This window comes from Priestia sp. P5_B4, from assembly GCF_056400385.1.
Window position 1 is genome coordinate 1 of record NZ_JBFULJ010000986.1, and the last position, 1320, is coordinate 1320.

The 1320-nt window shown below is 39.0% G+C and carries 2 protein-coding genes; both read right to left on the bottom strand.

Annotation, left to right across the window (positions count from 1 at the left end; all coding sequences use genetic code 11):
* Positions 1–655: SulP family inorganic anion transporter (locus AC1DRF_RS28105; protein WP_477742325.1), on the bottom strand; the 655-nt coding region annotated here is incomplete at its 3' end.
* A gap of 214 nt (positions 656–869) precedes the next feature.
* On the bottom strand, positions 870–1320 hold a 451-nt coding region (locus AC1DRF_RS28110; protein ID WP_477742326.1), incomplete at its 5' end, for a purine-nucleoside phosphorylase.

Consider the following 1320-nt stretch of genomic DNA (forward strand, 5'->3'; position numbering starts at 1 on the left):
GTTGATTTATCAGTGGAGACACTAAATCAACCTTTGGAAAGTGAAGAACCGGCAGCGAACGCGTAATATTCCCCATATCTCCTACCGTTTTTAAATCTAAATGAAAGACAATCGCTACAATCGTCATCAAGACAATGGCAACAAGCGGAGATGGTATGGCTTTGGTCATGAGCGGAAACAAATAGACGATGAGCAGCGTTCCGGCTACCATTGCGTACATCATCCAATTTGCTCCTTGAAAATGCGGAAGCTGTGCTGTGAAAATTAAAATACCTAGCGCATTTACAAATCCAATCATAACTGTTTGAGGAAGAAATGATAAAAACCTTCCTACTTTCAAAACACCAAGTAAAATTTGAATAATTCCGGTTAAAACAGTAGCTGCAAATAAATACTCAATGCCGTGATCTTTGACTAAATTAATCATTAATAAAGACATTGCTCCTGTTGCAGCTGAAATCATAGCTGGTCTTCCGCCTGTAAAAGCAATCACAATTGCCATACAAAAAGATGCATACAAGCCAACCATGGGATCGACACCGGCGATAATGGAAAAAGCAAGGGCCTCTGGAATAAGCGCAAGAGCAACTGTCATCCCAGAAAAAATATCTGCTCGAACGTTTGAAAACCACTGCTGTTTAATACTTGCCATCATGATGGTTTATCACCTCTTATGAATTTTTTATACGATTTTCGACTTTCACGAAAATCAAAGCCGTTTTTAACGTATCAAATCGTACCATACAATTTCCCGTTTGGAAACAATTAATTTTCACAAATAAAAAGACGAGAAGCTTGATTGCTTCTCGTCTTTTTATTTGTTACGTCGCAGCTTTTCGCTGCCATTCAGCAAATAAACGACTTTATGTTCATTCATTAATTGCTGCTTCAAGCGCAACAACAATCATATCGTTAAACGTCGTTTGACGCTCTTCTGACGTCGTTTCTTCACCAGTGAAAATGTGATCACTTACTGTTAAAACCGATAAAGCATTACGGCCGTATTTAGCAGCTAGCGTATACAAAGCCGTTGTTTCCATTTCAACTGCCAATACGCCGTGAGCTGCCAATTTTTCTAGCTGGCCGTCTTCATTGTAAAATTGATCAGATGTAAATACACTTCCTACTTTTAACTGAAGGCCTTTTTCAACACCTGCATCGTAAGCGCGCTTTAATAAATCAAAGTTAGCTGTTGGTGCATAGTCGATAGGACCAAATTTAACACGGTTCATTTGTGAATCACTTGACGAAGACATGGCTAAAATAACGTCCCGTACTTTTACATCTTTTTGAATTGCTCCGCATGTACCAACCCGAATT